General features: G+C 58.7%; 16 protein-coding genes and 5 pseudogenes. 8 read left to right on the forward strand and 13 right to left on the reverse strand.

What is annotated here, in order from left to right; genetic code table 11:
* Positions 1-22: 22 nt before the first annotated feature.
* The 3 genes from rlmN to L0Z65_RS13380 form a co-directional block, all read right to left on the reverse strand.
* Entirely contained in the window at positions 23-1207 is a 1185-nt protein-coding gene (gene rlmN / locus L0Z65_RS13370; RefSeq protein ID WP_405108377.1) for a 23S rRNA (adenine(2503)-C(2))-methyltransferase RlmN, read from the reverse strand.
* 95 nt (positions 1208-1302) lie between these two features.
* Entirely contained in the window at positions 1303-1674 is a 372-nt protein-coding gene (locus tag L0Z65_RS13375; RefSeq protein ID WP_405108380.1) for a lysozyme inhibitor LprI family protein, read from the reverse strand.
* A 138-nt stretch (positions 1675-1812) separates the two neighbouring features.
* Complete coding sequence (locus L0Z65_RS13380) at positions 1813-2343, reverse strand: invasion associated locus B family protein (protein ID WP_096707789.1); 531 nt, start codon at positions 2341-2343, stop codon at positions 1813-1815.
* A gap of 173 nt (positions 2344-2516) precedes the next feature.
* Here L0Z65_RS13380 and L0Z65_RS13385 point away from each other — a divergent pair, with 173 nt between their 5' ends.
* Positions 2517-3515 (forward strand): asparaginase, encoded by a 999-nt coding sequence (locus L0Z65_RS13385; RefSeq protein ID WP_102898119.1) that lies wholly within the window; start codon positions 2517-2519, stop codon positions 3513-3515.
* Positions 3516-3576: 61 nt separating this feature from the next.
* Here L0Z65_RS13385 and L0Z65_RS13390 read toward each other — a convergent pair whose 3' ends face one another.
* The 5 genes and pseudogenes from L0Z65_RS13390 to serB all read right to left on the reverse strand — a co-directional run bounded on the left by L0Z65_RS13390 (position 3577) and on the right by serB (position 6442).
* Positions 3577-3891 (reverse strand): YciI family protein, encoded by a 315-nt coding sequence (locus tag L0Z65_RS13390; RefSeq protein ID WP_102898118.1) that lies wholly within the window; start codon positions 3889-3891, stop codon positions 3577-3579.
* Positions 3892-4064: 173 nt separating this feature from the next.
* On the reverse strand, positions 4065-4385 hold the full coding sequence (locus L0Z65_RS13395; RefSeq protein ID WP_405108384.1) for an SRPBCC domain-containing protein: 321 nt from the start codon (positions 4383-4385) through the stop codon (positions 4065-4067).
* A pseudogene (locus L0Z65_RS13400) lies at positions 4382-4703 on the reverse strand (ArsR/SmtB family transcription factor). Before L0Z65_RS13400 ends, L0Z65_RS13395 begins: the two are co-directional and overlap by 4 nt.
* A 99-nt stretch (positions 4704-4802) precedes the next feature.
* Positions 4803-5562 (reverse strand): annotated as a pseudogene (locus L0Z65_RS13405) (TSUP family transporter).
* A 4-nt stretch (positions 5563-5566) separates the two neighbouring features.
* The gene (gene serB / locus L0Z65_RS13410; RefSeq protein ID WP_405108387.1) at positions 5567-6442 is read right to left on the reverse strand and encodes a phosphoserine phosphatase SerB; all 876 of its coding nucleotides are present in this window, start codon (positions 6440-6442) and stop codon (positions 5567-5569) included.
* A gap of 291 nt (positions 6443-6733) precedes the next feature.
* Between serB and L0Z65_RS13415 the strand changes: the two are divergent.
* The 3 genes and pseudogenes from L0Z65_RS13415 (at position 6734) to L0Z65_RS13425 (ending at position 10447) form a co-directional block, all read left to right on the forward strand.
* Positions 6734-7889 (forward strand): annotated as a pseudogene (locus L0Z65_RS13415) (phosphoserine transaminase).
* Between the two features lie 116 nt (positions 7890-8005).
* A pseudogene (gene serA / locus L0Z65_RS13420) lies at positions 8006-9603 on the forward strand (phosphoglycerate dehydrogenase).
* 103 nt (positions 9604-9706) lie between these two features.
* A complete protein-coding gene (locus L0Z65_RS13425) occupies positions 9707-10447 on the forward strand; it encodes a metallophosphoesterase family protein (protein WP_405108390.1) in 741 nt (246 codons plus the stop codon).
* 390 nt (positions 10448-10837) lie between these two features.
* Here the strand turns inward: L0Z65_RS13425 and L0Z65_RS13430 are convergent, their stop codons facing one another.
* Positions 10838-12889 (reverse strand): PA14 domain-containing protein, encoded by a 2052-nt coding sequence (locus L0Z65_RS13430; RefSeq protein WP_405108393.1) that lies wholly within the window; start codon positions 12887-12889, stop codon positions 10838-10840.
* Positions 12890-13752: 863 nt separating this feature from the next.
* On the opposite strand from L0Z65_RS13430, the gene L0Z65_RS13435 reads away from it, so the two are divergent.
* The 4 genes from L0Z65_RS13435 to L0Z65_RS13450 all read left to right on the forward strand — a co-directional run bounded on the left by L0Z65_RS13435 (position 13753) and on the right by L0Z65_RS13450 (position 18951).
* A complete protein-coding gene (locus L0Z65_RS13435) occupies positions 13753-14943 on the forward strand; it encodes an ABC transporter transmembrane domain-containing protein (RefSeq protein ID WP_405108396.1) in 1191 nt (396 codons plus the stop codon).
* A 392-nt stretch (positions 14944-15335) separates the two neighbouring features.
* Positions 15336-16184: a hypothetical protein gene (locus L0Z65_RS13440; RefSeq protein ID WP_405112613.1), complete on the forward strand. Its 849-nt coding sequence runs from the start codon at positions 15336-15338 to the stop codon at positions 16182-16184.
* Positions 16114-17610 carry an ATP-binding cassette domain-containing protein gene (locus L0Z65_RS13445; protein WP_405112556.1) on the forward strand — a complete coding sequence of 499 codons (1497 nt, stop codon included), beginning with the start codon at positions 16114-16116 and terminating at the stop codon, positions 17608-17610. Before L0Z65_RS13440 ends, L0Z65_RS13445 begins: the two co-directional genes overlap by 71 nt.
* Positions 17611-17625: 15 nt before the next feature.
* On the forward strand, positions 17626-18951 hold the full coding sequence (locus L0Z65_RS13450) for an HlyD family type I secretion periplasmic adaptor subunit (protein WP_405108399.1): 1326 nt from the start codon (positions 17626-17628) through the stop codon (positions 18949-18951).
* Positions 18952-19179: 228 nt separating this feature from the next.
* Here L0Z65_RS13450 and L0Z65_RS13455 read toward each other — a convergent pair whose 3' ends face one another.
* The 4 genes and pseudogenes from L0Z65_RS13455 to L0Z65_RS13470 form a co-directional block, all read right to left on the reverse strand.
* A complete protein-coding gene (locus L0Z65_RS13455) occupies positions 19180-19845 on the reverse strand; it encodes a glutathione S-transferase family protein (protein WP_040174976.1) in 666 nt (221 codons plus the stop codon).
* A gap of 66 nt (positions 19846-19911) precedes the next feature.
* Positions 19912-20682: a monofunctional biosynthetic peptidoglycan transglycosylase gene (mtgA, locus tag L0Z65_RS13460; protein WP_040174978.1), complete on the reverse strand. Its 771-nt coding sequence runs from the start codon at positions 20680-20682 to the stop codon at positions 19912-19914.
* 154 nt (positions 20683-20836) lie between these two features.
* Positions 20837-25370, reverse strand: a pseudogene (gltB, locus tag L0Z65_RS13465) (glutamate synthase large subunit).
* A gap of 63 nt (positions 25371-25433) precedes the next feature.
* Positions 25434-26879 (reverse strand): NAD(P)-dependent oxidoreductase, encoded by a 1446-nt coding sequence (locus tag L0Z65_RS13470; RefSeq protein ID WP_405108404.1) that lies wholly within the window; start codon positions 26877-26879, stop codon positions 25434-25436.
* Between the last annotated feature and the right edge of the window lie 75 nt (positions 26880-26954).

A 26954-nucleotide genomic window follows, 5' to 3' on the forward strand; every position in this document is an offset into this window, starting at 1 on the left:
GGGACCTGCCTGGAGGTCGAGGTCAGGGGTTGAGCCCCGCCTCGGCCTCAATCTGTTTACGGCTCTTGCGCGCACGCTCAGTGGCGGATTTCAACTGGCCACAGGCCGCCAGAATGTCTTCACCACGCGGGGTACGGATCGGCGAGGCATAGCCGGCCTGATAAATGATGTTCGCGAACGCATGGATGCGGTTGTTTGATGACCGCGTATAGGGTGAGCCGGGCCATTCATTGAATGGGATGAGGTTCACCTTCGCCGGAATCCCCTCAATCAATTCGACCAGGCGGTGGGCGTCTTCGTCGCTGTCGTTCACACCATTCAGCATCACATATTCAAAGGTGATCCGCTCCGAATTGGTCAGACGGGGGTACGCGCGCAGCGCCTCCAGAAGTGCCTCGATGTTCCAACGTTTGTTGATCGGCACCAGCTTGTCGCGCACCTCATCAGTTGTGGCATGGAAGGAGACTGCCAGCAGGCAGCCGATTTCTTCAGCTGTGCGGGCAATTTCCGGCACCACGCCGGAGGTCGAGAGGGTAATGCGGCGGCGCGACAGGCTGATCCCCTCAGGATCCATCGCAATCTTCATCGCATCGCGCACGTTTTCAAAGTTATAGAGCGGCTCACCCATGCCCATCAGCACGATGTTCGACAACAGACGTGTCTCATCCTTGGGCGCGCCTGGCACAGGCCATTCGTCCAGATCGTCACGCGCCATCATGATCTGGCCAACGATTTCAGCGGACGTCAGGTTGCGGACCAATTTCTGCGTGCCGGTGTGGCAAAAGGAACAGGTCAGGGTGCAGCCCACCTGCGAGGAAATGCAGAGCGTCCCGCGCCCTTCCTCCGGGATATAGACGACCTCCACCTCGTGACCGCCAGCAATCCGCACCAGATATTTGCGCGTGCCATCGGTCGAGACCTGCTTGCTCACCACCTCTGGGATCGCAATCACGAAATGCTCATCCAGTTCCGCGCGATACGCTTTGGCGAGATTGGTCATCTCGGCAAAGTCGCGTTTGCCCCATTGATAGATCCACTGCCAGATCTGCCCCACCCGCATTTTGGCCTGCTTTTCCGGCGTGCCATGCGCAATCAGGGTGTCGCGCAACTGGTCGCGGGTTAGGCCCACAAGATTGATCTTGCCGCCCTCTGGCAGTTTGCGGGGCAGGGTCAGGACGTCTTGGGTGATCGGCGCATTGGCGGTCATGGCAAAAAGACTCGGTCTGTTTGGGTGGATGCGGCTCTATATAGGATTCTCACCGAAGATCAAAAGGAATCCTGCAGATTGACCTTTTCCGCCCGCTATCCTGCGTGGTCCATCAGCGCCTCAACCCGCCCCCGTGTCAGGCTGATACGGCAGGACAGAATCGCGATACCGGTACCGGAACCACCGCCGAAGGTCGTGCCAACAAAGGCGCAATGCGCATCGCGAAACGCCTCCCACGACTGTTGCGCCGCCTCCAACGCGGGGCTGGCGCTTTGGCGCCCTGTCGTGTCGTCCAGATCGGCGGCCGCCTCACGGGCATAGCCAAGCGCCTGCGACAGAGCGGCGTTCGCGCGAATATGGTCACCCTTCAAGCAGTCGCGCAGCTCAATCTGAGAACCGGTGTCACTGCATTCCATTGCGGGATCCGCAAGGGCGGGCAGCGGCAGAGCAAGAAGGGCGGAAAGCATGTACTTTCTCATGATGTGACTGTCCTTTTGTCGTCGCCTAACCGAAGTGACATTCCGGTGGTGAAAACACAAAACCCCGGGCGAAGGCCGGGGTTTCTAAGCGTTTGATGGAGGCACCGGAACGATGACCGGATGCCCTCAGTTACAGCGCTTTTCTGCGTCTTCGACCGCGGCGGTAAAGCCCAACAGGGAAAAGGTATCTTTCGTCTGGGTGCCGCGGGCCGATCGCGCCGTCAGCACTGCCTTGGCACCCCGCTTCATCGCGGTGATGATCTTCGCGTCATCCGCAGCGGTGGCAGGCCAGGCCCATTCGCCTTCGGTGAACAGCTCAAATTCTGTGTCGCCCACCGCAAGGTTCACAGTCGATCCCGGAGCGAAAGGATACCCGCCGGTAAAGGTCACCTGACCCTTGTCGCCGGTTTCGGGCCGATAGAAAACAAACAACTGGATTTTGCCGCGGCGCACCGCTTTGACCCGCCCGTCGCGGGTGTTCACGGTTTCCTTGGGCGCAGAGACACCCCAGCATTCCTTGGGGCTTTCGCCTTGGAACACGCTCCAGTCGACATTGCTCGCAACGCGATTGTCAGATTCTGCCTGCTGTGCGGATGCGCTGGTGGCCATTGCGGCCAGACACAGGCCCGCGATGCAGCGGACGAGTTTTGATGTCATTTGTCCCAACTCCAAGACTGTCTTTACCTCAAATAAGCCAGAGGACATGCGGCGTTGCCTTCGCCGTCTGGTCCCGATCCCCTCGCTTGTGTACTCATACACACTATCGTAACTATCGCCACGTGTGAAAGCCCGTTTTGGCGGGAAATTGCCAACAGGAAAGGCGTTTTGTGATGACCAACCCCGTACCAATGACCGAAGTATGGCGCGGTCCGCTCCTGGAAAGCCTCCACCTGGGCCATGCCGTGGTCTGTAACGCCAAGGGCGAGATTGTGCGCAGCTGGGGCGATCCTGATGCGGTGATTTACCCCCGCAGCTCGGCCAAGATGATCCAGGCCTTGCCGTTGATCACATCGGGTGCGGCTGCAAAATACGGGCTGACGTCTGAACAGCTGGCCCTGGCCTGCGCCTCCCACAATGGGGCCGAGATCCACACAAGCCGCGTCAACGCCTGGCTGGATCAGCTCTCTATGACCGATCATGATTTTCGCTGCGGCCCGCAACTGCCCGACGATATTCCTGCCCGCAATGCGCTGATCAAAACAGACACCAGCCCCTGCCAGGTACATAACAACTGCTCTGGCAAACACGCGGGTTTCTTGACGCTGTCGCAGCATCTGGGCGCCGGACCGGAGTATGTCGAGATTGATCACCCGGTACAGCAGGCCTGCCGCAGCGCCTTTGAACAGGTGACGGAAGAGGTTAGCCCCGGCTACGGTATCGACGGATGCTCGGCCCCGAATTTCGCAACCTCCGTAAAGGGTTTGGCCCGCGCGATGGCCTGGTTCGCCGCCGCGTCTGACCGCTCTGACCGCGACGCTGACGCTGCACAGCAGTTGGTGAGCGCAATGATGACCCACCCCGAGCTGGTGGCCGGGGAAACCCGTGCCTGCACCAATCTGATGCGCGCTATGGGTGGCAAGGTTGCTATCAAAACCGGGGCCGAAGCGGTCTTCATCGCTATCCTGCCGGAGCAGAAACTGGGCGTTGCGCTCAAGATCACGGATGGGGCCACCCGCGCCAGCGAATGCGCCATTGCAAGCATCCTGGTGGGGCTGGGTGTTCTGGATGCGGATCATCCAGCAACGCTGAAGTATCGGAATGCCCCCCTGATCAATCGTCGCGGCATCGACTGCGGTTCCATCCGACCATCCGCCGAAATGATGTTCTGAATGCAAATCGCCCCGGCAGCCACATGGCGCCCGGGGCGATGCTCAAGACAATAGTCTGTCCTTACATTTCGATGATTTCGGCCACCTCGACTGAGCCGTCGCCGCTGGCGACCATCGGGCAACCATTTGCCATTTTGCAGGCGGCGTCGATATCGACCGCCTCGACCACAGAATAGCCAGAAAGCGGATTGGCACCGCCATTATCCTCGACCCCAGAATGCTGAACCGTCTTGGACATGCCGACAGGATTGCCCGGCACGACAAGCGCATCACCCATTTCTCCCATCCAGCTTTTCCAAGCCTCCATAACCTTGGCGCCCTCCTCAGGTGTGTCCGGTGTCTTGCCGCCGTGATACGCAAAAATGAACTGTGGCATTGGGTACTCCTCTCCCGTTTGGGTCTTCGTTAAAAACACTCGCAGCTGCCTGCACCTGCCAGAACTACTGGATCTTGGACGCCAGTTTGCGCAGGGTTGATTCCCACCCTTTTTGATGACCTGCGGCCTGTTCGGAACTGTCCAGATCGCGATGGTCGATGACGAGGCGGGCGCTAAGCCTCGACAGCCTCAACGGTCAGGGTCACATGGCTTTCGTGTCCCCGCGCGCCGGTCTCATCGTGCCACCCCCAGGTAAACCCGATTGATTGCGGCGGCCGGACATGGGTAACCACGCCGGACACATGGTAGCGCTCCCCATCGGCATTGGTCATGACCGTGGACCATGGCCCCTCCTGATGAAAATTCAGCGTGTATTCGGGCACGGTCATCCCCTCTGGCCCCCACCATTGCAGCAGCTTTTCGGTGTCGCTGATCCAGGCAAACAGGCGCTCCGGTGACACGGAAAAGTCGCGCTCCAATCGCAGATCTGTCATTCTATTTCCTCCCTTAACGCCGCCTCCAGCCGATCAAGGCTGTTTTGCCAGAACGACTGGCGCGACATGGTCCAATCCGCGATCAGCTTCAGCCCCTCAGGTCGCGCAGAATACAATCGGCGCGTTCCATCGGCACGCTGCGCAACCAGCCCTGCCTCGCGCAGGGCCTTGAGGTGCCGAGAGACTGCTTAGCGCCGTGATCCCCGATCCGCGCACAAGATCCCCAGCGGGCAATTCGCCGTGTTCCATCAACTGTTCAACGATGGCCATGCGGGTGCCGTCAGACAGCGCGGAAAAGGATTTGAGCAGAGGTGTCATGCCGATGACATTAACACATCAGTTAATTAATAGATAGGTTAAATTTAAAACCACTCGTCACCCGGACAAAACATTGGCGCTGCTTTGAAACTCAGACGGTCACAGCATGTCCCACAAAAGCCGCAACGCCAGTACGACCGATGTTACCACCAGCAACGGCTTGATCATCCGTGCACCCTGTTTCTGCGCCATCCCCGCGCCCACGCGTGCACCGGCAATCTGCGCAGCACCCATGGCCAGCCCCACACCCCACCAAGGGGTCGCAACAAAGGCAAAGGCCAGAAGCGCGCCAGCGTTGGATGCAAAATTCAGCAACTTCGTATGTGCGGTCGCCCGCAAGATGCCGAAACCGGCCAGCGACACGAAGCCGAGCATGTAGAAACTGCCTAGCCCCAGGCCCCAGAAGACCATCATAGAGCCCGCAGAGCGGTACGATTGTGACTGCAAACAGCGTCGGCGAAAGACGCCGTGCCCGGTCGCTGTCATCCAACCCCTTTTTGGTGGCAAAGAAAACCGCGATCCCAATTAGCAGCAACGGCAGGATCCATCGGATCCACGTTGTCGGCAGAACGGATATCAACAGCGCGCCGCAGATTGAGGCAAGGCCCGCGATCAGAGCCGAACCAGCCTGCGCCCGCAGGTCAACATGACCGCCGCGGGAATAGCTGATCGCCGCGGTGGCGGCTCCAAACAACCCTTGAATCTTGTTGGTCGCCAAAGCGGTAATGGGATTGGCACCGGCCAGCAGCAATACAGGCACCGTGATCAGCCCTCCACCGCCCGCAACCGCATCAATAAACCCAGCCGCAAACCCCGCTGCCATCAACAGCAGCAGGAGATCAAACCCCACTTCGAACATAAAATCAGCCCTTGAAATCAGTCCGGGCATAGCCCTGGAGATAAAGCAGTGCCGTCAGATCGCCATGGTTGATACGGATATCACATTCTGCGGCCACGGATGGTTTGGCGTGCAAGGCAACCCCTGCACCTGCCCGGCCCAACATGCCGAGATCATTGGCCCCGTCACCGACCGCCATGACATCCGCCTCGCTCAACCCGAGGCGGGCGGTGATCTGTTCCAGCGCCTCAACCTTGGCAGCGCGCCCCAGAATCGGCATACCAACCTCGCCAGTGAGCAACCCATCGGCGACCAGCAACGTATTGGCACGGTTCTCATCGAATCCCAGCTGCTCTGCCACCCGTGAGGTGAAGGCGGTGAACCCGCCAGACACCAGCGCCGCATAGGCGCCGTCAGCCTTCATCGTAGCCAGCAGCGCGGGCCCACCAGGCATCAAGGTAATGCGACGATCCAGAACCTGAGCAATCACTTCGACAGGCAGCCCTTTCAGCAGCGCCACGCGCTCCCGCAGGGCGCCGTCGAAATCCAGCTCACCATTCATGGCGCGTGCGGTGATCTCCTTAACACGCGAACCGACGCCCGCCTCCTCGGCCAGCTCATCAATACACTCCTGTTGGATCATGGTGCTGTCCATATCGGCCAGCAGCATCTTCTTGCGACGCCCCTCCCTTGGCTGAACCACCAGATCAACGCCCAGATCCTGCAGATCGGCCCAGACCTCCCATTGGTTGTCCGGCAACCGCTCCAAAGAGAACTCCGCAGCAATATCGGGTGCCAGCCACTGTGCGTCCCCACCACCCCAGGCATTGCGCAGAGAGTCGACAAGCGCAGGCGCAAGGCAGGGGTTTTTAGGATTGCAAAGCAGGGTGGCAACAAACATCGGCAGGCTCCATTTGGGCGGGGTTGCGCCCGTCATACGCCCGCACGCCCACTATCGCCAAGCCCTCGAATCCACCCCGATGCCAGAACTGTGCTGCCAGCGTCGCACATCACGTCGGCCTGCCGCCCTGGGATACATCTGTTTCCGAAAGGCGTCACAACAGGTCGTGAATGATCCCAAAATGGCCGCTATCTGTCGTTTTCCCTGTTGCCGGTCCGGATTTCAGCCAGTAGCCCTATCTGTGGGACACCTCTCCCCAACGAGAGGCGCTTATCTGGAAGGATAGCAGTAATGGCTATTGAACAACCGGCAACGCGGCCGGGTAATCCGCGTTTTTCTTCTGGCCCCTGCGCCAAACCCCCCGCATTTGATCTGACCAAACTTGCAGGCGCGCCCTTGGGCCGCAGCCACCGTGCTGCCGTTGGCAAGGACAAGCTGCTCGCCGCAATTGAAGGCACGCGCGAAATCCTCGGCGTACCGGCGGATTACCGCATTGGCATCGTGCCTGCCTCGGACACTGGTGCGGTCGAGATGGCGATGTGGAACCTGCTGGGCGCGCGCGGTGCGGAGATGCTGGCCTGGGAAAGCTTTGGCGCGGGCTGGGTTACGGATGTTGTCAAACAGCTGAAACTGGACGCGGTTGTGAAGACCGCCGACTACGGTGAGCTGGTCGATCTGGCCTCTGTCGATTTCAACAATGACGTCGTTTTCACCTGGAACGGCACCACCTCCGGCGTACGGGTTCCCAATGGCGACTGGATCCCGGCAGATCGTGCAGGGCTGACCATCTGCGATGCGACCTCTGCCGCCTTTGCGCAGGATCTGCCGTGGGACAAACTGGATGTGACCACCTTCTCCTGGCAGAAAGTTCTGGGTGGTGAGGCCGCACATGGCATGATCATCCTGTCCCCGCGCGCGGTCGAACGGCTGGAAAGCTATACCCCAGCCTGGCCCCTGCCGAAGATCTTCCGCCTGACCAAAGGCGGCAAGCTGATCGACGGTATCTTCAAGGGGGCGACGATCAATACACCGTCCATGCTGGCGGTTGAGGATTACCTGCTGGCGCTGGACTGGGCGCGGTCTGTTGGTGGTCTGGACGGGTTGAAGGCGCGCGCGGACGCAAATGCCCAGGCGATCTTCAACTTCTGTGCCAACCGCCCCTGGATCGCCAATCTGGCAACGGATGTCGCGACACGGTCAAACACCTCAGTCTGCCTGAAGTTCACCGATCCCCGCATTCAGGACGGCGCTGTATTTGCCAAGGCAATCGCCAAGCGGCTGGAGGCGGAGAACATCGCTCTGGACATCGGCGCCTATCGCGACGCGCCGTGCCAGCCTGCGCATCTGGTGCGGCGGCACGGTTGAGACCTCAGATATCGAGGCCATGCTGCCCTGGCTCGAATGGGCCTTTGAGGTCGAAATCGCAGCACAATCGGCAGCGGCCTGATCAAGACGCCGCCTGCCCGACCAACCACATCGGGCAGGCACCATATACCCTGACGCCGAGCGCGGCGTCATTCCAGACATTCGGCCCAACCGGCCCCCGCATGAAGGACCTAACCCATGGCTCCCAAAGTTCTCATTTCCGACAAGCTGTCCGAAGCCGCTGTTCAGATTTTCCGTGATCGCGGTATCGACGTTGATTTCCAGCCCGACCTTGGCAAAGACAAGGACAAGCTGGCCGCAATCATCGGCGACTACGACGGGCTTGCGATCCGTTCGGCCACCAAGGTGACGCAGAAGATTCTCGACAATGCCACCAACCTCAAGGTGATCGCCCGCGCTCGGCATCGGCACCGATAATATCGACAAGGATGCCGCCTCGCAGAAGGGCGTGATCGTGATGAACACGCCTTTTGGCAACATGATCACCACCGCTGAGCATGCCATCGCCATGATGTTTGCTGTCGCGCGACAGATCCCTGAGGCCTCCGCCTCGACCCATGCCGGAAAATGGGAGAAATCCAAATTCATGGGGGTTGAGCTGACCAACAAAACCCTTGGCGTGATTGGGGCTGGCAATATCGGCGGCATCGTCTGTGATCGCGCGCGTGGGTTGAAGATGAAAGTCGTCGCTTACGATCCCTTCCTCAGCCAGGAGAAGGCTGACAAGATCGGCGTGGAGAAGGTCGAGTTGGATGAGCTGCTCGCGCGGGCCGATTTCATCACCCTGCATGTGCCGCTGACCGATCAGACCCGGAATATCCTGTCCAAGGAAAACCTGGAGAAGACCAAGAAAGGCGTGCGGATCATCAACTGTGCCCGTGGCGGGCTGGTAGATGAGGCCGCCCTGGCAGAGTTGCTGACCTCTGGCCATGTCGTCGAGCGCGGCCTTCGATGTCTTCTCCGAAGAACCGGCCAAAACCAATCCATTGTTTGGGCTGCCGAACGTGGTCTGCACCCCGCATCTGGGCGCCGCCACCAGTGAGGCGCAGGAGAATGTTGCCCTGCAGGTCGCGGAACAGATGTCCAACTATTTGCTGGATGGCGCTGTCGAGAATGCGCTGAACATGCCCTCTATGACCGCTGAGGAAGCCCGCGTCATGGGCCCATGGGTCGCCCTTTCCGGCCATCTCGGCGGCTTCATCGGGCAGATGACGGATGAACCCATTCAGGCGATCAACATCCTATATGACGGTGTTGCCTCCGAGATGAACCTTGCCGCACTGAACTGCTCGGTTGTCGCAGGCATCATGAAGAAGCTGAACCCGGACGTGAACATGGTCTCCGCCCCGGTGGTGGCCCGCGAACGCGGGATCCAGATTTCCACCACCAATCAGGATAAATCCGGCACCTTCGATGGCTATATCAAGGTCACGGTGGTCACCAGCAAGCGCGAGCGTTCGGTGGCCGGGACGGTGTTCTCCGACGGCAAGCCGCGCTTCATCCAGATCAAAGGCATCAACATTGATGCCGAGGTCGGGGCGCATATGCTCTATACCACCAACGAAGATGTCCCGGGCATCATTGGGACACTGGGGCAGATCCTGGGCGATATGGGCGTCAATATCGCCAACTTTACCCTTGGCCGGTCCGAGGCTGGCGGAGAGGCCATCGCGCTTCTCTACGTTGATGAACCGGTGCCCGCAGCTGCTCGCGCCGCTTTGGCAGAAACCGAGTTTTTCAACCAGATCAAGCCCCTGCAGTTCGATGTCAGCTGATGTCTAGCTCAGTTTTGGTTTAAGCAGATGCGTCGCCCGAGTATAAGGGCGGCGCATTTTCCGTTTTGCCTCTGTTGATGACGCCCCGAGGAGCCCCTGTCCTATGACCAGATCTACGACCAGCCCAATCTACGCCATTGGTGATATTCACGGCCAGCTGGAGATGTTGGAACAGGCACTGGAACGTATCGAAGCAGACGGCGGCCGCGACGCACCGGTCGTGTTCCTGGGGGATTTTATCGACCGCGGCCCTGATAGTCGGGGTGTCATTGATCTGCTGATCCGTGGACAGGCTGAAGGACGGGACTGGATCACGCTCCTTGGCAATCACGACCGCATGTTTGCATGGTTCATGGAAGATATCCCCCGCCAAGATCCCCATATGCTGGTTGGCTATCACTGGCTGCATGAGCGTATCGGCGGGATCGAAACCCTGGAAAGCTATGGCGTTGCTGTTCCTGAACGCACTCGACTGGAGGAGGTCCATGCCGCAGCAAGAGCCGCCGTACCCGATCGCCACATCACCTTCCTTCAGGCGTTGAAAGCAATGCACCAGACCGATGATCTCGCCTTTGTCCACGCAGGGATCAAGCCTGGCGTTCCTTTGGACAAGCAAGCCGAAAACGATCTGGTGTGGATCCGCCAACCTTTCCATAGACACACCGACCAGCATCCAAAACTAATCATCCACGGCCATACACCGGTCGATACACCCACGCATTACGGCAATCGTATCAACCTCGACACGGGGGCGGGCTACGGCAAACCGCTCACCACAGCTGTCTTTGAAGGCACGTCAGCCTGGTCGCTCAGTGACACAGGGCGACAAAAGCTAACCCCATAACCATCCTCTTCTGGCCAAACATACCTAAAGTGATCTTTAATCAGCCATTCGGCACTGCGTTAGCAAAAGCCAATTTTCGCGCAACGCACACCGAAAGCAGAAAATTTTTCCGTACGCGCTCGCAGAACGCGGGTCAGCGCATTCTGGGAAAAATCTGGGGACTCGCCCACGAAGGTGACGGGTTTTCAGATACGCGCTGTGTTCTTTTCTTCGCAAGCCTCCTCATTCGGAGAAAACCGACCCCCTTGGACAGGAATGCTGTGTACTGCCTTCTCTAGCGAATCAAAATCGGTGCGCGATCTTGGCACTGGAGAGAATACCATGCCCTCCGACAGTCATAGGGTCACCCAATAGCGACGCCTGATAACTGAAGTGAGATCCAAGCAAACATCAGAACAATGCGGGCAAACCGTGGTCTTCAACGGGCGTGACAGGGGGACCATCGAACGGCGCTGACAGTTCTTCATCTGGCGCCAGTACATTCGCCGCCAGCGTAATATCCGGCGGCCCAGCGCCGAGGCCCAGATCCAATCCCACGCCGATTATCCCCAGATCGATATCAAGGTCGAGCAAGATGCCATCTTCCGGCACCACATTCACGTCGAAACTTGTCGTGCTGGTCTCCACCTCGCCATCTGGGGAACGCAGCGTTGTCTCCAGATCAAGTGTGACGGTCCCCAAATCATCAGAAGCTGGCGCGATCACCAACTGTGACAGATCCCAACCGGTGACATCAATTTCGCCACCCGCAGCAACTGCGGTCTCCTCTCCCGCGCTGAAGATCCAGTTATCCGGCACACCAGTCAGTTTGACCGCCTCCAGAGTTGAAGTGCCTGTGTCTATATCAACGATGAACCCTGCATCATCGTTATTCTCAATCGAGCCGTGCGGACTCGGTGTGACCAAGCTGAAATCAGCCTCCCCGGGCGCGCGCCATTCCAAGCTCATCTCTGCGTCGCCATTCAGGTCCAGATGATAGATGACAATCTCATGCTCACCCGCAGACAAGCTGCAGCTTCCCAGTTCAACAGTCACCAAACCCTCAACAGCTTTGACGATCGTCGACACGCCATCAATCCAGACAATCGCGGTATCACCGGTGGTTAACCTAAATTCATAGCTCCCCGCCTCGGAAACATCGATCCGCCCAGTGACCTTAGTTGCAAAAACATCCGGTGACAGCAGATCAAAAAAGGTAAAGGGCGTGCTCGGGAAATCGATTGTCTGTGTGTAAATTTCGTCCAGCGGATCACTGTTGTAGTCGATATCGAGGATATTCAACACGCCATCGACAACTGCGATCTGCTCAACATGAAAGCTGGTGTTGACCGTAACAGTGGCCGGAACGACCGGCACATCAGTGACTGAAACATTGAATTGCTGATCGGAGCTGTTGCCCCCCGCATCCGTCGCAGTCACGGTGACCGTCACGCTGGGTTCCGCCTCATAATCCAGGCTGATGCCGTCCTTCAGCTTCAGCGTGCCATCGCCTTGCACCTCAAACCGCGCATCATCCACGGTGAATGTGAGCGCCCCGCCTGCGGGGTCGCTGGCGGTGAGGGTGCCGATGGCCGCCCCCGCCGCATTCTCCGCCACAACGCTGCTGCTGAGCGACAGCCCTTCCGGCGCCTCATCCACATCACTCACCGTCAGGGTGAAGGCCTGATCCGAGCTGTTGCCGCCCGCATCCGTCGCGGTCACCGTCACTGTCACACTGGGCTCCGCCTCATAGTCGAGACTGATGCCATCCTTCAGCTTCAACGTGCCATCGCCCTGTACTTCAAACCGCGCGTCATCCACGGTGAATGTGAGCGCCCCGCCTTCGGGGTCGCTGGCGGTGAGGGTGCCGATGGCCGCCCCCGCTGCATTCTCCGCCACAACGCTGCTGCTGAGCAACAGCCCTTCCGGCGCCTCATCCACATCTGTGACCGTCAGGATGAAGGCCTGATCAGAGCTATTGCCGCCCGCATCCGTCGCGGTCACCGTCACCGTCACGCTGGGTTCCGCCTCATAGTCGAGGCTGATGCCATCCTTAAGCTTCAGCGTGCCATCGCCCTGCACCTCAAAGCGGGCATCGTCCACGGTGAATGTGAGCGCCCCGCCCTCGGGATCGCTGGCGGTGAGCGTGCCGATGGCCGCGCCCGCTGCATTCTCCGCCACCACGCTGCTGCTGAGCGACAGCCCTTCCGGCGCCTCATCCACATCCGCCACCGTCAGGGTGAAGGCCTGATCGGAGCTGTTGCCGCCCGCATCCGTCGCGGTCACCGTCACCGTCACGCTGGGTTCCGCCTCATAGTCGAGGCTGATGCCATCCTTCAGCTTCAGCGTGCCATCGCCCTGCACTTCAAAGCGGGCGTCATCCACGGTGAATGTGAGCGCCCCGCCTTCCGGGTCGCTGGCGGTGAGCGTGCCGATGGCCGCCCCCGCCGCATTCTCCGCCACCACGCTGCTGCTGAGCGATAGCCCTTCCGGCGCCTCATCGATATCTGTTGTTTCCGGTGACGAATCGGGCTCAAAGCTCGGTCCGACTGATTGGGGATCAGCAACAGGCTTGGTTCCTACTGCCCTGGTTGGCTGTTCACCTTCCCCTGGCGGAGGCACAGCAGCAGATTGCTGTCCGGTTCCCTGTGGTCCCTCGACCGCGCCAGTTGCCGGGTTGCCTGTGAACAATTGAGCTTGCTGGCCACCGGATACACCAAGAGCGCCGTTGTCGCCCGGCAGATCGCGAGAAAGGAAGCCCTGTTGCGAAGATGTGAACTCCGTCTTGCCAGACGAAGGCGAATTGATTTCCGTATAGTTGTTTACAATTTCATCTGGGGCAGGACGATTGTCAGGTGGCGGCGGTGCCTCTTCCTCGATCTTTTGAAACTGGGCCGTACCCTGATGAAGCAGCGCTTGGCGTTCTGGGTCATAGTCCCCGTCTGTTTCGCCAAATGTGGGAGCCGTGTTTGCAGTTTTCACGCTTAGTTCACGCTCTGTTTCCTGATGCAAATCGCTGCGTCTCTTGGACCCAGAGTTCTGAAACACACCGGACTGATCAGGGCCTCTCCCACCATTGTACTCTCCTACAGCGTAACATGCTGAACCAAAAAATGTTAAAATCGTAGCGAATTTCAGATCTTTTGAACTGACACCAAACGACGTAACGGTACAAAATAAAAACACCTTAAACGATCTATATAAAGATTCAACTCCACTAAAAGTAGTTTTCCTCATCGAAGGAGATTTAACTGCCTGTAAAGGCCAAGAGTGTCAGCTTAGCTTGTAAAGTTTTTATCGAGTATATGTGTTTTTGGGGGTTGCCGATGGTTAGTGTAGACCAGGCAGAGGTACCATCTGTCCAGGCAAGCTGGCGCGGTATCGACGTGGATTCAGTTGTATCGGGCGTTGTCATCAACATGCTGACACTTGCGATGCCATTGGCCTTGCTGCAAGTTTTTGACCGGGTCATTCCCAATGGTTCCTACGGAACTCTGTTCGGCATTTTTCTTGCGATGTTGGGGGTTATCACAATCGACCTCTTGCTCAAAGTAGCCCGAGCCCACTTCGTTCTGGAGGCTGCACGTCAGCGGGGTCATCAAATCAGCATGGATGTCACGCAGGCGCTCTTTGAGGGATCGCCTAAGGCTCTGGACCGTCTGGGTAAAGAAGCTACAGTGGAGCGCCTGATGGGGTTGCTGGGGCTGCGCCAAGCTGTGCAAGAGCAGGTGGTCAAGGTGACCGTTGATCTTGTGTTTTCCGGTCTCTTTCTGCTGATCATTGCGGGGCTTGGTGGCTGGCTGGTGCTTGCGCCGCTCAGCGTCATGCTAGGACTGTTGATTTTCGCAGCAACTCTGCGCCCTGCCTATCGCGATGCATCGAGAAAGCGGCGTGAGTATGATCGCCGCAGGATGTCCTTCCTATCGGAAGTACTGCAGCAATCCAGATTGGTTAAGCTTCTCGGATTGGAACATCAGATGCTGCGGCGCTACGAATTGCTGCAGGCCAGCTCTTCAGTATCAAGTGAAAAACTTATTCGACTTAGCGGCGGTAGCATCGGGGCCGCCAGTATGGGCGCCCAGATTGCCACCGTACTGACCTGTGCAGCAGGTGGTGTCTTGGCCATTCAAAGCACGTTCTCTGTGGCCGAACTGGCGGCTTGCATGCTGCTAACCGGACGGGCAGTACAACCTGTCATCCAGCTCACGTTTCTGAGTGCGGCGAGAGACGATGCCGCCGCACGGTTCTCGGGCCTGGCGGAAGTGGCAGACGCCCGTACTGATGATGCCCACCGACAGCGCGATACTGTCAGCGGTGGCCTGTCAGTAACGAACCTTGGGCTACGGAGGGAAGACGGAAGCGGTTTCCACTTCCGCAATGTTAGTTTTTCTGCCTCTCCCGGCCAGTTAGTGGTGGTAGATGGTCCGCTGTCTTCGCGCAGAGGCTGCCTGTTACAATTGCTCGCGGGAGAGCTGCAGCCGGACGAAGGCAGCGTCTTCCTGGACGGCTACGGCTAAGCTGGAGACCAGTGTAATCGCCGCTCCGCAGGGGCTTGTGTTTGAGCCAAGGGAACCAGTTATTCTGGAAGGAAAGATACTTCAGAACCTGACTGGTTTCAGTCTAGCGACTCCCGACAACGAATTGCAGAAAACCGCACTGGAACTGGGGCTGGCCAGACAAATAGCGCAACTGCCAGATGACCTTCAGAGCACCCTATCAAGCGACCGCCGCGGGACTGGAAGCCCAGGCTTTTACCGGCGCCTAGCTCTGACTAGGGCCTTAGCGCAACGACCGCACATTCTGCTGTTGGAAGACCCGCTTTCAGACCTGGACCCAACGGGCCAACGAGCTGTTGCTGAACTGTTGATTTCACTCAAGGGTCGTATGACCTGTGTACTGACCCGTCCAGATGCAGCGCTCAGACAAGCTGCTGATTGCACAGTTACTTTGCGCCCTGAAATACCCAAGAGCCGCTAGCTCAGCTCCGAACCGGACATCCCGCAGCTTCATCCAGATACAGCTAGGTGTATTCATGAATACGTCGAACACATTACCTGACTTTTGGTCGGCAGAGCCCGTCTTTGATGCCCAAGCGGGCATAGCAGAGGATTTGCAAAAGGCCTCTATACCGACACCTCAATCAGATGCGGCTCAAGCAGAGGCACTCCTGGGTCTTTTGCTGGACCATTCAGATTGGGATGCTGACCCCGCACGCATTCGCGCGGCACTGCCGCATGCCCGTCAGACTTTTGACGGATGGGATCTATGCGACGCCCTGGTCGCACTCAAAGTACCGTTTTCAAGAACCGAGAAGGACGCTCCGGCAGCGCCCAGTCCGTCCGACCTTGGTCTGTTTATTGCGCGTAGCGGCAGTTTCCGCCTAGCAGGCGGCCCATTTGACCCAAGCGGAATAAAACCAGGTGAATCCAAGATTTCGGTTATATCTTCTGGAGTTGCGGGGCGGCGGCCTGCTGCGGGGAGTGTTACAATTCTCTTGCAAGGACTTCGATCCCATATTTGGTCGCTGCTGTTTGCATCCTTGGCAATAAACCTCGCGGGATTGCTGACCCCAGTGTTCGTTATCCTGGTCTATAACCGTGCGATACCAGCTAAGCACGTCGAGTGTGATTTTCGTTCTGGCAAGTGGTCTATTACTCGCTTTCGCCACAGAGATTGCAATCCGCCGCATCCGAAGTCAGACCCTCGTCCGATTGGCGGCTCAACTGGAGCACCGACTGAGCCTTGCTTTGCTGAATAAACTCATGGTGTTTCCGCTGGACTCACTCACCAGCGCACCTGTGGAGCAGCAAAGGGCACGTCTGAAGCAATTCGAGGCCGTAAGAGAAGCACTGGTCGGACCTTTAGTGCAAGTCGGGTTAGACATTCCATTCGTTGTAGTTTTCGGAGCTGCCCTGTTTTTTATCGCCCCACCGGTTGGATTGGTCGCCCTGACGGCTGCGCTGGTAAAAGTGGGTCTTCTTATTGGCCTAGCTCCACAATTGCGCCGACTTGAGAAGCTATCGAATGACTCCGCCAGGGATTTACGAAAAGTCAGCGAAACCGTTGTCAATGAACGATTGCATTTGAGCCGCCTGCACAGCCAAACGCCTTGGCGGCAACGTTTTCGTCAGCGCATTTCCTTGGCTCTGGATGACGTGATGCGTCAGCAGTTCATGATAGAGCTATCCGCACATGTGTCGCAATCAATCGTCTTGATTGCCGGCATTTCCGGCGGGTTGCTTGCGACAAGAATGGCCATCCAAGGCGACCTCACCGTCGGAGGCTTTGTCGCTATCCTGGTCGTGATTTGGAGGTTCTTGGCTCCGGTTCAATCTTTGGGCCGAGCCCTGGGCCAAGCAGTTGCTGCCCGCCATAGCCTGCGGGATATCGACAGCGTGCTCACTTTGCGAGAGGAAATCCGGCGCGGGGTGGCGCCGCATCATGGTGCGAGTGTGAAACCGCCCATCGTGGTAGAGCAGGCGTCACTGCGCTTACCCGGCTCCAGAGACCTGTCTCTGTCTGGCGCAGGCTTAAAGATCAATATGGGCGAGATCACCGTACTTTCCGGGCCCAATCTGTCCGGCAAAACGATCTTGGCGGAAACTATCGCCGGATTACACGAACTGAGCGCAGGGCGCGTATTATTCGACAGTGCTGACTTGCGCCAGATCCCGGCCGACGATTTGCGCAGGGCTATTGCTTTTGCACCGCAAACCCCAGCGTTTTTCTACGGAACCATCTGGCAGAACTTTGAGCTGGCCGTGTCGGGTGTGGATCCTGCGCGGGTATTGAAAGTCCTTGATGAGGCTGGAGTTAGGGAGGAAATCCAAGCCCTGCCGGACGGAATGGACACGCGGCTGACCATCGAAGCCAGCAGCAAATTACCCTACGAGCTGAAGCAGGGCCTGTCGGTAGCAAGGGCTCTGCTGCAGCCTGGTCCTCTTCGTATATTCGATCAGCCAGCCGAAGGGCTCGATGACCGTCACGCCATGCGAATCAGGGCCGCAATCGCACGAAGACGCGCAACCTGCGCAACGCTTTTGATCTCCAATCATCCGGACGATCTTGCACTTGGCGATCACTACGTCGCATTGCACCGGGGCCGCGTGGTACTGAGTGGCAGTGGAAACAAGGGCCGCGAGAAAGTTTCCGCATATCTTCATGGCGTTCCAGGTCAACCATAACGAAGGACAGAAATGATGCAGCAAGAACCCGCTTCCGTCTGGATGCCCGCCTTGGATGACGGCCAAAAAAGGGGGCTGAACGCCGTGCAGAGACCCGTTATCAGCACCTCTCGCCTCACCGCGCGAGTGCTGATTGCAGCGCTCGCCGCCGGGCTGGTCTGGGCCGCGAATGCCGAACTTCCTGAACTTACCTACGCAAAGGGCACGATTGTGCCCACATCCTATCCGCGCCCGGTTGAACATCTGGACGGCGGGGTTCTGGCAGAAATTCTTGTGCAGGAAGGGCAGCAAGTCGTGGCTGGCGCTCCGCTCGCTCGATTATCTGAAGCCCTCATCGAAGCAGAATTTCAGAGTCTGACAGTGAGAGAAGCCGCGCTTGAGCGAAACACAGTGCGACTACAGACGGTCGTGGACGTGATTAACGGTATTCTCCCCGTGGAGGATGCGCATGCGGAGCTTGAGCATGGTCATCGCCTACTCGCACAATTGAATGCGTTCGAGGCCACACGCGGGCGCATTCAACAACGGATTTCGGAACTGGAGCGCTCGCTGGAAATCAAACGTGCACTTCACCTCAACGCGCTTCAGCAGGAAGAGACCTTTGCGATTGAGAGCGCGGCGGCGCAGACCTTGAATCAAAAAGGATTGCTCAGCCGAACGGAGATGAGCCGCTTCGACGCAAGAACTCTGGAGATTGAGGGCAATCGCTTACGAGCTCTGTCGGCGCTTGCCGACGGTGAACGCAGTCTGACAGAAGCGCGCAGGGAGGAAGAAGAGTTCGTCGCCGGTACCAGCGACCGACTGTTGGCAGAGCTTGAGACGGAGCTAGAAGATTTGGCACTGGTTCAAAGGGCACTTGCAGATAACGCTGCGCAGCGGAACCGTCTGACTGTTGTGTCGCCAGTGCCTGGGGTGGTGCAAAAAATCTACGTCAAAGGGCCAGGCGAAGTGGTCGGACCAGGCGAATTGATCGCCGAGGCCCTGCCCACTCAGGACCGGTTGATCGCCGAGGTTCAGATCCGCCCCGCCGACATCGGTCACGTCACCACCGGCGACCCTGTTGAATTAAAGTCCACAACTTTCAATGCCAAAAGATATGGCGTGCAAATTGGAGAGGTGATTGAGGTATCGCCAAATTCGCACCTAAACGACCGTGGCGAAGCTTTCTTTCGCGCCCGGATTTCTCTTGCAGAAAGAGGCGGAGCGCAGCAGCCGCTCGACGGGCGTCTCACAGCGGGGATGGAAGTCGACGCATCCATACGCACGGATGTGCGGACGGTGCTAGACTACATCGTGTCACCACTGGCTGATCCGATCCAGCGTGCGTTTCACGAGCGCTGAGCTGTGGCTGATTGCCGGACCTAAATATGGCACGGGCACTCCTGAAATCTCGCAAAGCGTCGGTGTATAATAAACCGCCTGGCCGTTTTGAGCGTTCGATCACATCCTTGCATTGTCTCGGGCGAGGGCGTGACAAAGTTATTCCACATCCTCGGGGGTGGATTGTGGCCTATTGGCCCCATGAGGGCGCAGGTAACCCCCGATCCCCGTATATCAAAAATCCGAACATCAAAAATCCAAGTCGGCGTAATGCGCAGGTGGGCTGAAGCCTGGGATCTGGTCGGCGAGGATTGAGCGGAAGGCCGGGCGCGATTTGATCTTGGCGTACCAGTCCTTGACCACGGCCGAGCGGTTCCAATCGACGTCCGAAATATAATCCAGCGACGACAGATGTGCAGCGGCCGCGAAGTCTGCCAATGTCATCTGATCTCCGGCCAGCCAGCGGCGGTGATCGAGCAACCATGCCAGATAATCCAGATGGTATTTGATTGCGCGGGCGCCCGCTTTTACGTTGCCGCTGTCGGGATAGCCCTGCCCTGTCACCTTTTTGTTGACCCGCTCATAGAGCAGTTTGGAGGTGACCTCATGGTGGAATTTATCGTCGAACCAACTGACCAAGCGGCGCACCTCATAACGGCCTTCGGGATCGCTGGGCATCAGTGACGGGTCCGGGCGTGTCTCTTCCAGATATTCGCAGATTGCCGCGCTTTCGGCCATCAGCTTACCATCGAGACGGATGACCGGCACTTTAGCGGCAGGGTTACGGCGCAGGAAATCCGCCTCTTGTTCCCAGTAACGCTCCTCGACCAGCTCAACCTCGATCCGCTTTTCGGCCAGCGACAGGCGCACTTTGCGGCAAAAGGGGGAGAGGGGCACATGATAGAGGCGGGCCATGGGACAGCGGATCTCCTGTTGCGGGTGGCTGGGGTCAGACAGCAATGCCCAAAAGCGGCAGAAGTTTCAATCCTCGAAACAGGCGGCGCGGCCATCTGCGCGAATGGTGGCCGCACCATCCATGATCTGCGCGGCGCGTTTGCGCATGAACGCGGTGGGCTTTGCAGCCGAGCGCTCCTTCGGGTTGGGCAAAACGGTGGCCAGAAGGGCGGCCTGCCTGCGGCTCAGCTCATCCGGACCAACACCGAAGTAATGCCGCGCCGCAGCCTCGGCGCCAAACACCCCCTCGCCCATTTCCGCGACATTCAGATAAACCTCAAGGATACGCCGCTTGGTCCAGACCGCCTCAACCATCGGGGTCATCAGCGTTTCCAGCGCCTTGCGGAACCAGCTGCGGCCCTGCCAGAGAAAGACATTTTTCACCACCTGCTGGGAAATGGTCGAGCCACCGCGCTGGCCGCCCTCGGCAATCGCGGCGCGGATAGCCTGCGCATCCAAGCCCCAATGTTGGCAGAAACGGGCATCCTCTGCCGCGACAACCGACCGCCCCAGCGCCGGTGCGATATGTTCGATCGGCACCCACTCACGATCAATGTCCCCAAGGCGGCGATATTCGGACCAGATCGTATGGGTGGTTGGCGGGTTGATTACCGAAAACAGAAGGATCGGCAGCAGCGTCACAACCAGAAAACCCAAAGCAGCCCGCCCCAACCAGCGCCGCAACAGGCGACGGGGAGAGAGCTTTGCGCGGACCTTGCCCTTGGCAGTTGCCTTGCTGCGGGGTTTGCCCTTGGTCGAGGATTTGCTTGCCCCGGATGATTTTGCTGCCTTCGCCATAAGGTCTCTATACGGCAGAGATCAGGCTTGCTCCAACCGGGAAATCCCTTCGCCCGCAAGAGATTGCCCAACCACAGCCTCCAGATGTGAAAAGGCCCCGGCCGCAGCAGCGGTCGGAGCCCATCCAAGGCACATGCAGAGGAGGTGGCGGGGCCTATTCCGCCGGAACGGCTGTCGCCTCAAGCGTCAGAGGCTGCGGCAGTTTGTTCAGCATTTCCTTCGGGCAGATTTGCAGGAAATTGCCCTTCTCATTGTCCCAATGCTGCAGGATTTCAGCGGCCTTGCGGCTGCCGGTTTCCTCCAGATGGCGTTCGACCAGACCTTTCAGCTGATTTTCCCAATGGGCGACAGTCACCGGACAGGTCACCAGCGACTCCATGTTCATCAGCGTCTCGGACTTGCCCTCTGGATCATAGATATAGGCCATGCCACCGGTCATACCCGCACCGAAGTTGGCACCGATAGAGCCGAGGATCACCGCGATACCGCCGGTCATGTATTCACAGCCACAGGCGCCACAGCCCTCAACCACCACGCTCGCACCGGAATTACGGACGGCAAAGCGTTCACCGGCTCGGCCTGCAGCAAACAGATAGCCATCCGTCGCACCATAAAGCACGGTGTTGCCAACGATGGTGTTTTCGCTCGCATTGAGCGGCGACGCCATCGGCGGGCGCACGACGATGGTACCGCCGGACAGACCCTTACCAACATAGTCATTGGCATCACCGGACACTTCCAGCTTCAGACCCGGTGCGGCAAAGGCACCGAGCGACTGACCAGCGGAGCCCTGCAGCTTCACCGTCAGGTGATCGGACTGCAGCGTATTGCGCATGCCGAAGTTGCGAACAATATGGCTGGAAGTGCGGGTGCCAACGGTCCGATGCGTGTTCTGCACCGCATAGGACAGCTGCATCTTCTCACCATCCTGAAGGAAGCGGGCGGCATCGCGCACAATTTCCTTGTCCAGCGTATCGGGCACCGCATTGCGGTCCTTGTCACGGTTGTAGACGATATTGGCAGAGCCATCGACGGTGATCAGCAGCGGATTCAGGTCCAGATCATCCAGATGCGCAGAGCCACGGGACACCTGGGCCAGAAGATCCGCCCGACCGATCACCTCGTCCAGAGAACGGGCACCGATGGAGGCAAGGATCTCGCGGACTTCCTGCGCATAGAAAGTGATGAGGTTCACGACCTTATCGGCATTGCCGGTGAACTTGCCACGCAGGGCTTCATCCTGGGTACAGACGCCCACCGGGCAAGTGTTGGACTGGCACTGGCGGACCATGATGCAGCCCATGGCGATCAGCGCTGCGGTGCCGATCCCGTATTCCTCGGCGCCCAGCATCGCAGCCATCACAATATCGCGCCCGGTGCGAAGGCCACCGTCGGTGCGCAACGTTACCCGCTCCCGCAAGTTGTTCATCGCCAGCACCTGATGCGCCTCTGTTAGGCCCATTTCCCACGGCAGGCCGGCGTATTTGATCGAGGTCGCAGGCGAGGCGCCAGTGCCGCCGTTGTGACCCGAGATCAGGATGATGTCGGCCTTGGCCTTGGCAACACCGGCGGCAATCGTGCCAACGCCGGAAGACGCCACCAGCTTCACCGTCACCTTGCAGCGCGGGTTGATCTGCTTCAGGTCATAGATCAGCTGCGCCAGATCCTCGATCGAGTAGATATCGTGGTGCGGCGGCGGCGAGATCAGCGTCACACCTTTGGTGGAGTGGCGCAGGCGGGCAATCAGGTCGGTGACCTTCATCCCCGGCAGCTGGCCGCCCTCACCGGGCTTGGCGCCCTGGGCCACCTTGATCTCCAGCTCTTCACACTGGTTCAGATATTCCGCAGTCACACCAAAGCGACCCGACGCCACCTGTTTGATCTTGGCAGAGGGGTTGTCGCCGTTCGGCTCCGGCACGAAATGCGCCGGATCTTCCCCACCCTCGCCCGAGTCGGATTTGGCACCGATACGGTTCATCGCCACGTTCAGGGTCTTGTGCGCCTCAGGCGACAGCGCGCCGAGGGACATGCCGGGTGTTACGAACCGCTTGCGGATCGAAGTGATTGATTCAACTTCCTCAATCGGAACGGCCTCACCCATGGGTTTGATCTGCAGCAGATCGCGCAGATGGATCGGTGGGTTCGACTGCATCTTGGCCGAATACTGCTTCCACAGCTCAAACGAAGCGCGGTTGCAGGCCATCTGCATCATATGCATGGAGGTCGCTTCCCACGCATGGGTCTCACCGGATTTGCGGGCTTTGTAGAAGCCACCGATGGGCAGAACATCCTGACCGCTCTGCCAAGCGGTGGCGTGGATCTCTTCCAGCTTGGTCTGGATGCCGGTTACGCCAATGCCCGAAATCCGGCTGGTCATGCCAGGGAAGAATTCGGCGCACATGGCGCGGCTGAGGCCCACCGCCTCAAAGTTCAGGCCGCCGCGATAGGAGGAAATCACTGAGATCCCCATCTTCGCCATGATCTTCAGAAGGCCTTGGTCGATGGCCTCGCGGTAGCGCGCGACGTTCTCGGTCAGGCTGCCGTCCAGCAGGCCACGCTCAATGCGATCGGCCAGCGAATCCTCGGCCAGATAGGCGTTGACCACAGTGGCGCCGCAGCCGATCAGCACCGCAAAGTAATGCGGGTCGATGCATTCCGCAGAGCGCACATTGAGCGAGCAGAAGGTGCGCAGCCCCTTGCGGGTCAGATGCGAATGCACGGCAGACGTTGCCAAAATCATCGGCATCGCCACCCTGCCCTCACCCGAATGCTGATCGGTCAGAACAATATGGCCGAGCACCGGAACTGACAGCCTCTTCCGCCTCGGCGCGGATCCGGGCAAGGGCCGCGTTGAGCGATCCCTGACCAGGCGCAAAGCTACAGTCGATTTCAGCCAGCGGCGCGTTGAGGTTCTGGACCAGCTCATCCCATTGGGAATTGCCGACAAAGGGGCTTTCCAGAACGATAATTTCGGTCTGAGAGCTGTCTTCGTCCAGCACGTTTTTGAGGTTCCCAAAGCGGGTTTTCAGCGACATCACGCGGTATTCGCGCAAGGAGTCGATGGGCGGGTTGGTCACCTGAGAGAAGTTTTGCCGGAAAAAGTGGCTCAGCGGGCGGTACATTTTCGACAGCACCGCAGAAGGCGTATCATCGCCCATGGAGGCCAGCGTTTCCTTGCCATCCTCAGCCATCGGCGCGAGGATCTGCTCCAGCTCTTCGATGGTGTAGCCAGCGGCAATCTGACGGCGGCGCAGCTCATCACCGGTGAACAGCGGCTTTTCGGTGGCGGTGGCCAGCGTGCTGTCCAGATCGTTGATCTTCTTCACCCAATCACCAAATGGGAGCGCGGCGGCCAGTTTGTTCTTGATTGCAGTGTCGTGGAACAGTTTGCCCTTTTTCATGTCAACGGCCAGCATCTGACCGGGACCAAGCGCGCCTTTCTCAACCACGGTGGCCTCGTCAATCGGCACCATGCCTGCCTCGGACCCAGCAATCACCAGCCCGTCCCCGGTGACCACATAGCGCATCGGGCGCAGGCCATTGCGGTCCAGCCCCGCGCAGACCCAGCGGCCATCGGTCATCGCCAGCGCGGCGGGGCCATCCCAGGGTTCCATCACGGAATTGCAGTAGGAATACATGTCACGCCAGGCCTGCGGCAGCTCAACCGCCTGCTTGGACCAGCTTTCAGGCACCATCATGGTCTTCGCCATCGGCGCAGAGCGCCCGGCACGCACCAGCACCTCAAACACCGAGTCCAGCGCCGCCGAATCCGACGAACCGCTTGCAACGATCGGTTTGATGTCCTCGGCGTAGTCCCCAAAGGTCGAAGAGGCCATGCGGATCTCGTGGCTCCTCATCCAGTTCATATTGCCCTTCAGTGTGTTGATTTCGCCGTTGTGGGCCAACATGCGGAATGGCTGGGCCAGCCACCACTGCGGGAAGGTATTAGTGGAGTAACGCTGGTGGTAGATCGCAAATGCGCTCTCGAACCGCTCATCCATCAGGTCGGGATAGAAAACGGCAACCTGTTCAGCCAGCATCATGCCCTTGTAGATGATCGACCGGCAGGACAGCGAGGCCACATAGAGCTGCCCGACCTGCGCGGCGGCGGCGGCTTTCTCGATCCGGCGACGGATCACATATAGCTCGCGCTCAAAGGTTTCCTCATCCACGCCTTTGGAATTGGAGATCAGGATCTGCTCAATTTCCGGGCGGGTCGCGTTGGCTTTTTCGCCCAGACAGGTCACATCCACCGGCACATGGCGCCAGCCATAAATGTAATAGCCCATCCGCAGGACTTCGCTTTCGACGATGGTCCGGCAGCGTTCTTGTGCTCCAAAATCAGTGCGCGGCAGAAAGACTTGGCCCACTGCCATCAACTGATCTTCGCGCGGCTCATGACCGGTGCGACGCACTTGGTCATAGAAGAACGGTGCTGGAATCTGCACGTGAATGCCGGCACCATCACCGGTCATCCCGTCCGCATCCACCGCGCCACGGTGCCAGATCGCTTTCAGCGCATCGATGCCAGCCTCAACCACCTTGCGACTGCGCTTGCCGTTGACCGAAACAACGAGGCCAACACCGCAGGAAGAATGCTCTTCTTCTTCCGCATAGAGACCATTTTCGGCCATCCACTGACGCTTTGCCTCTTCGGCGCGCACCCATTCTGCATCATATTTTGTCATGTCTTACTCCCGTTCCGGTGGGCGGCCCCAAGGGGGCGGCACCTGCCCGGTAGAATATCTGTCTTACTCGGCGGCCATGCTGCTGGCGGCAGTGTTGAAACGGCTCAGGATTGCCTCGGCGCAGTCGCGCCCATCCTTGATGGCCCAGACGACCAAGGAGGCACCACGAACGATATCACCGACCGCATAAACGCCATCCAGTTCGGTCGCGCCGGACTGGAACGCCGCCTTGACGGTGCCCCAACGGGTCACTGGCAATTCCGGCTGATCCCAGAGCGTCGGCAGAGCTTCCGGTTCAAACCCGAGCGCCTTGATCACCAGATCGGCGGGTTCGATATAGTCGGCACCTTCGATCACTTCCGGGGCCTGACGGCCAGAAGCATCAGGCTGACCCAGGCGCATTTTCTGCACCATCACGCCTGCGACCTTGCCGCCGTCATCTGTGAAGCCTTTGGGCGCCGACAGCCATTCAAACACCACGCCTTCTTCCTCGGCGTTCTGGGTTTCGCGCTGCGAACCCGGCATATTGGCACGGTCACGGCGATAGAGACATTTCACCGAGGTTGCGCCCTGGCGGATGGAAGTCCGCACGCAGTCCATCGCAGTGTCACCACCGCCAATGACGACAACGCGTTTGCCCTCGGCATTCAGTGTGCCGTTGTCGAACTCTTCGATGCTGTCGCCGAAGTTCGACGCCTTGTTGGACACGGTCAGGAAGTCGATCGCCTTCACGATGCCAGTGGCACCGGAACCGGGCATTTCCAGATCGCGGGATTTGTAGACACCGGTGGCGATGATCACCGCATCATGTTTGGCGCGGATATCATCGAACGAAATATCCTGACCGACATTGCAGTTCATCACAAACTCAACACCGCCATCCGCAAGCAGCTGATTGCGGCGCATCACCACGTCTTTTTCCAGCTTGAAACCGGGGATGCCGTAAGTCAGCAGACCACCGGCGCGGTCGTAGCGATCATAGATCGTGACCTTCACACCAGCGCTACGCAGCATGTCCGCTGCGGCCAGACCACCCGGGCCTGCGCCAATGATACCGACAGATTCGCCACGCTCATGCGCCGGTTTGATTGGCTGCACCCAACCTTTGTCCCAGGCCGTATCGGTGATATATTTCTCAACCGCACCAATGGTGACCGTGCCATGACCCGACTGCTCAATCACGCAATTGCCTTCGCATAGACGGTCCTGCGGACAAATCCGACCACAGATTTCCGGGAAAGTATTGGTGGCCTGGCTGGTCTCATACGCCTCTTGCAGGCGACCCGTGGCGGTCAGGCGCAGCCAATCCGGGATATTGTTGTGCAAGGGGCAATGCGACTGGCAGTAGGGTACACCACATTGGCTGCAGCGGCTGGCCTGTTCTTCAGCCTTGGCGGCCGCGAATTCGGCATAGATTTCATCGAAATCTTCCCTGCGATCTTCTGCGGCCCGTTTGCTGGGCATGTCGCGGTCGATCTGCACGAATTTGAGCATCGGTTGCTTGGCCACGGGGCGGACTCCATGTTGGGCTGGCTGCGATAAATGAGTGATCGGAGCGGAGCGAATTAAAAGTCAACTATACTG

This window comes from Phaeobacter sp. BS52 (genome assembly GCF_045040595.1).
Taxonomy (GTDB): domain Bacteria; phylum Pseudomonadota; class Alphaproteobacteria; order Rhodobacterales; family Rhodobacteraceae; genus Phaeobacter; species Phaeobacter piscinae.